Raw genomic sequence first — 5,141 nt, forward strand, 5'->3', positions numbered from 1 at the left:
ACCTGATATGTCGCTCCAAATCACTTCCCTAGTTTAAAATACAATATTAGCTCAGTTGCGCTTTTAGAAAATGCGATACCTTTTTTTTTGCCAAGGTATAGGTCATCAGTTCGAACCTGATATGTCGCTCCAAATCACTTCGCTAGTTTGAAATCCCTAGTTTGAACTGCAACGTTAGCTCAGTTGCGCCCTTAGAAAATACGATACCTTTTTGTTTGCCAAGCTAGACGTTATAAAGCGGTCATCAGTTCGAACCTGTCTTTGTGAAAATAAAGGTCGCTCCAAATCAATCTTCTCGTTTCAAACTCTTCCTGCTAAAAATTCCTAACCAAAAATCTAAGCGTTAAACCTGAATTGATTTTTGATTTGCAACATTAGCTCAGTTGCGCTTTTAGAAAATGCGATACCTTTTTGTTTGCCAAGCTAGACGTCATAAAGCGGTCATCCGTTCGAACCATTATTGAGAAACGTATAGCTCGATCTACATTTTTAATGGCCATCAATCCGAGTCTAACTCAGCCTGAACCTTATTATTTTAATAAATTTGCACCATTTGTGTTTGAGCAAATCGTTTTGCAATCAACAAATAAGTGATCTAGTACTCACTTCTTCATGGATCTCTAAAGTAAGAGCATATTGGTGAAGTAAAACATGATCTGGTTCAAATCATTTACTGCTGTAATCTTTGATAATCAACTTAAGATAGATTTTCCTAAGAAGTTAGGGCTTTAAACGAGGTGAGTTTTATGCGGATCCAACAACTAAGTGAGCTACTTGATTACGTTGCTAATTGCCATCTCGATATGGAGAAATTATATAAGCGCTTAGATCGTAATGCGGATTCTTCTAGAGTAAAAATGATGTTGACCTATTTTCAACAACATCAAAGACATATTTACGAAACGTTAGAAAGCTATCTTGAAGATGCACCGTCAAGAATATTAAATACTTGGTACAAAGATATTACGTTTGAAGATTTTAGTAAGCGTTGCAATGAAACTTCACTCCCTGCCAATATGAAAGAAGACGAAGTGCTTGAGTTGCATTTAGACCTAGAAAACCGATTAATCGCTTTACTTGAAAAAACAGCTAATAGTAGTCCAACTGATGAAATTAAAAGTGCATTAATGGACTTAGTCCGTGTTGCACAAACTCAACAAAAACGTTTAGTTCATAGCACAATCCGTATGGATGACATTTAAACGAGGCGTTGAAATTTTAATATAACTTCCTGAAGTGTGATTTTGCCAGCTATTCCCAGTAGCTGGTTTTTTTATTAACAAAAAATAACCACTATAACAGTGGGAGTTCCCCGATAACTTCTGGTATATTTAGCATTCTTGTATCTCTTTTTTATGGAAGCTGACTTTACACATGACATCGCTGTTTAAAACCCTTGAAAATGAACAAGCTACTGTTGCCCTTGGACAACAAATTGCGCAGTGGATAAAGCCGCCACTCACTATTTATCTTACGGGGGATTTAGGGGCAGGTAAAACAACGTTTAGTCGAGGCATTATTCAAAGTTTAGGTCATCAAGGCGCGGTGAAAAGTCCGACATACACCTTGGTCGAACCCTATGAATTTAATGATATGGATGTATTTCATTTTGACCTATATCGATTAGCCGACCCAGAAGAGCTCGAGTATATGGGTATCCGTGATTATTTTACTGACAGAAGTGTGTGTCTAGTTGAATGGCCTGATAATGGTCATGGATTACTCCCTGAGGCTGACATCCATTTGCATTTGCGTTATAAAGAATCTCAAAGACAAATTGAATTACAAGCTTTATCCCCTGCAGGGCAGGCCATTTTGAATAATATAAAATAAAATAATAATGACTTTAAAAAATACGTTTTTTACCTCTGTAGTATTCATGCTGTTGTTTTTGCAGTCTAATGTGGTTTGGGCTGCCAACCAACTTGATAGCGTGCGCATTTGGGCTGCCCCAGAATCGACGCGAGTCGTATTTGATTTAACCCAAACCCCTAATTATGACAGTTTTACCTTAACCGGCCCTCATCGTTTAGTGGTCGATATTCAAGATACTGGCGCCAAGATTAATTTAGATAAAATAGCTAACAACAGTAAAATTATCAAAAAGATACGTTTTAGCTCTCCACCTAAAAAAGGTGTATTGCGCCTGGTTATGGATTTAACTAAACCGGTAAAATCCAGTCTATTTACTTTGCCTCCTACTGCTCCATATGGGAACCGCCTTGTCGTCGACTTAGAAGATTCTAACGGCGAGTCGCCAACGGTGAATGCGGTTAGTCGCTCTGCTAATCAGTCATCTAGAGACATTGTGGTTGCCATTGATGCTGGACACGGTGGTGAAGACCCAGGATCAATTGGTCCCTCCGGTACTTACGAAAAGCGTGTGGTGATGGAAATAGCAACTCGTTTAGCCAGTAAAATTAATCAAACTGCAGGAATGCGTGCTGTGATGACGAGGCGCGGTGATTATTATATTCATCCCAATAAACGTTCTGAGTTGGCTCGTAATATTAAAGCAGATTTATTGATTTCAATTCATGCAGATGCATTTACTTCTCCTAAGCCTCAGGGCGCTTCGGTTTGGGTATTATCTATGCGCCGTGCAAATACTGAAATTGGTCGTTGGCTTGAGCAAAAAGAGAAGCACTCTGAGCTATTAGGTGGTGCTGGAGAAATTATTCAAAATTCTGATAGCGAGCAATATTTAGCTATGACCCTTTTAGATATGTCGATGAATAGTTCTATGGCGATAAGTAATTCTATTGCTGGCGATGTATTAAAAGATCTCAACGGTGTCACCAAATTACATAAACATAAACCAGAAGCTGCGAGTTTGGCGGTACTTAAATCACCGGACATTCCTTCTATTTTAGTGGAAACCGGCTTTATTTCTAATCCACAAGAAGAGCGTTTACTCAGAAGCCCGGCGCATCAAGAAAAAATAGCACGCGCCATCCATTCGGGGGTGCAACGTTATTTTGCTAGTAATGCGCCCAGCGATACATTGATTGCGAAAGCGCGATCTAGTAGCTCGCAAGCACAAAAGCATAAAGTGCAACGCGGTGAGTCACTGTCTGTTATAGCCCTGCGATATCGCGTTTCTATTTCACGTTTAAAGCAGGCCAATAACTTGAAGTCGGACGTGGTACGTGTTGGTCAACATCTTGTGATCCCAAGGGCTTAATATGGCGATTCAGCTGTTACCTCCTCAACTTGCAAACCAAATCGCAGCCGGTGAGGTCGTTGAACGCCCGGCTTCTGTGGTTAAAGAACTGGTTGAAAACAGCCTTGATGCTGGTGCGACTAGAGTTGATATCGATATCGATAAAGGCGGCAGTAAGCTTATACGTATTCGCGATAATGGTGCGGGTATTGCTAAAGATGAGTTGGCATTAGCGTTATCGCGTCACGCAACCTCAAAAGTACATACGCTCGATGACCTAGAAGCTATTTTAAGCTTTGGTTTTCGGGGGGAGGCCTTGGCCAGTATTAGTTCAGTGTCGCGATTAACATTAACTTCGAAAACCGCTGAGCAATCTGAAGCTTGGCAGGCCTATGCTGAAGGCTCGCAAATGGACGTGAAAGTGACTCCTGCTGCGCATCCACAAGGTTCGACTATTGAAGTGGTGGATTTATTTTTTAATACTCCCGCCAGACGCCGTTTTTTAAAAAGTGATAAAACTGAATTTACTCATATTGATGAGTGGTTAAAACGTATAGCCATTGTTCGTAGCGATATTCATTTTACCCTGACACACAACGCTAAGTTAGTGCGTCAGTATCGTCCTGCAAATACTGACATTCAAACCCAACAACGTTTGGCGCAAATTTGCGGTAGAGCGTTTGCAGATCAAGCATTGAGCATTGCCTGTGAGCATGATGATTTCGTATTAACTGGTTATCTGCAGTCGCCACAAGACACTGTTATCACTGACACCAACTTTTTTTATGTCAATGGACGATTAATTAGAGACCGATTGGTTAACCATGCTGTAAAACAAGCTTTTGCTGAATATGGTATTGAGCATCAACCGGGCTATGTGTTGATGTTATCACTTGACCCACATCAAGTTGATGTCAATGTGCATCCTGCCAAGCATGAAGTGCGGTTTCATCAATCTCGTTATGTACACGACTTTATCCTTCAAGCTGTGCGCTCGGCATTAGTAGAAATGCCAGTACTACCTCTGTCTGATGAATTAGAACATCATGATAATGTTGCCCCAATGCACACAGAATCGAACTTGATGCATGATGTGAAAGTCGTCGATACCGCAGAAGATGAATTCACACTTAATCATGGCTCTAGTAAGGCGATTAACAGCGTTAGCCAATTTGGCTCGATGCATGTCCCTGGAAAGAATAATGGCTTCTCTGGAGGTTATTCAGCTGCAATTAAGCCTAGTTATGATAAAAAGCCTTCTAGTGCATCTTCTGCCCAGACGAAAACGGCCATTGCCAATTATGGGCAATTGTTGCATACCCCGATGAATAGCGCGGTATCCTATGTTCATGAGGCTGCCCCTCAAGTTACTATGCCGCCGTTGTTAGCGGGTGAGCATTGGGTTATCTGTAAAGATGATAAGTTGTCATTACTGCCAATAAAAAGCGTGTTATTGGCAGTAAGAAAGAAAGATGTTGAAATCAAATTAGCTAACGGTTTAGTGTCGCAGCCTTTGTTAATGCCTGTGTCTATAGCAGCAGATTTGGATTGGATAGAAACCTTAGCTGTTCGTGATCAATTACTGCGTCAAATGGGTATTGAGTTAACAATTCGCTTCCAACAGTTGATTATTAAAAAAGTGCCCCCATATTTGAGGGAATGCCAACTTGCAATTGTGATTCCAGAGTTACTGCAATGGATACAATTAGAGCAACCTACCCAGAGCGCCATCGTCGGTTGGCTGGCACAACAGAGTTTATCGCAATTTGAGCCAGCTCAAGCTTTATGGCTACAATTTTGTTCACTTGACGATGAAACGCAACAAACTTGCTATGACCAAGAACGCATAATACCTTGGCAAAATTGGATGAAAGATAATTAACGTGAATAGTGTCGATAAGCCGAAAGTGATATTTTTAATGGGGCCTACCGCCTCAGGCAAAACGGCATTAGCCATTGATATGGCGACTCAATATAA

The 5,141-nt window shown here is 40.8% G+C and carries 4 protein-coding genes and 1 pseudogene; all 5 read left to right on the forward strand.

Annotation, left to right across the window (positions count from 1 at the left end):
• Positions 1-746 precede the first annotated feature (746 nt).
• Positions 747-1,202 carry a ferritin family protein gene (locus CXF78_RS09510; protein ID WP_011638755.1) on the forward strand — a complete coding sequence of 152 codons (456 nt, stop codon included), beginning with the start codon at positions 747-749 and terminating at the stop codon, positions 1,200-1,202.
• Between the two features lie 172 nt (positions 1,203-1,374).
• On the forward strand, positions 1,375-1,833 hold the full coding sequence (gene tsaE / locus CXF78_RS09515) for a tRNA (adenosine(37)-N6)-threonylcarbamoyltransferase complex ATPase subunit type 1 TsaE (RefSeq protein ID WP_102036635.1): 459 nt from the start codon (positions 1,375-1,377) through the stop codon (positions 1,831-1,833).
• Between the two features lie 7 nt (positions 1,834-1,840).
• Positions 1,841-3,184 (forward strand): N-acetylmuramoyl-L-alanine amidase, encoded by a 1,344-nt coding sequence (locus CXF78_RS09520; RefSeq protein WP_102036636.1) that lies wholly within the window; start codon positions 1,841-1,843, stop codon positions 3,182-3,184.
• Between the two features lies 1 nt (position 3,185).
• Entirely contained in the window at positions 3,186-5,045 is a 1,860-nt protein-coding gene (gene mutL / locus CXF78_RS09525; protein ID WP_102036637.1) for a DNA mismatch repair endonuclease MutL, read from the forward strand.
• 1 nt (position 5,046) lies between these two features.
• Positions 5,047-5,141 (forward strand): annotated as a pseudogene (locus CXF78_RS21805) (PhoH family protein); the annotation flags it as partial.

Origin of the sequence: Shewanella sp. 11B5 (assembly GCF_002836795.1) — a bacterium.
GTDB lineage: Bacteria > Pseudomonadota > Gammaproteobacteria > Enterobacterales > Shewanellaceae > Shewanella > Shewanella frigidimarina.

Bases quoted from the DNA above. Each gene is read 5' to 3' on its own strand.
- tsaE (WP_102036635.1), top strand. From the start codon at position 1,375: ATGACATCGCTGTTTAAAACCCTTGAAAATGAACAAGCTACTGTTGCC.
- CXF78_RS09510 (WP_011638755.1), top strand. From the start codon at position 747: ATGCGGATCCAACAACTAAGTGAGCTACTTGATTACGTTGCTAATTGC.
- mutL (WP_102036637.1), top strand. From the start codon at position 3,186: ATGGCGATTCAGCTGTTACCTCCTCAACTTGCAAACCAAATCGCAGCC.
- CXF78_RS09520 (WP_102036636.1), top strand. From the start codon at position 1,841: ATGACTTTAAAAAATACGTTTTTTACCTCTGTAGTATTCATGCTGTTG.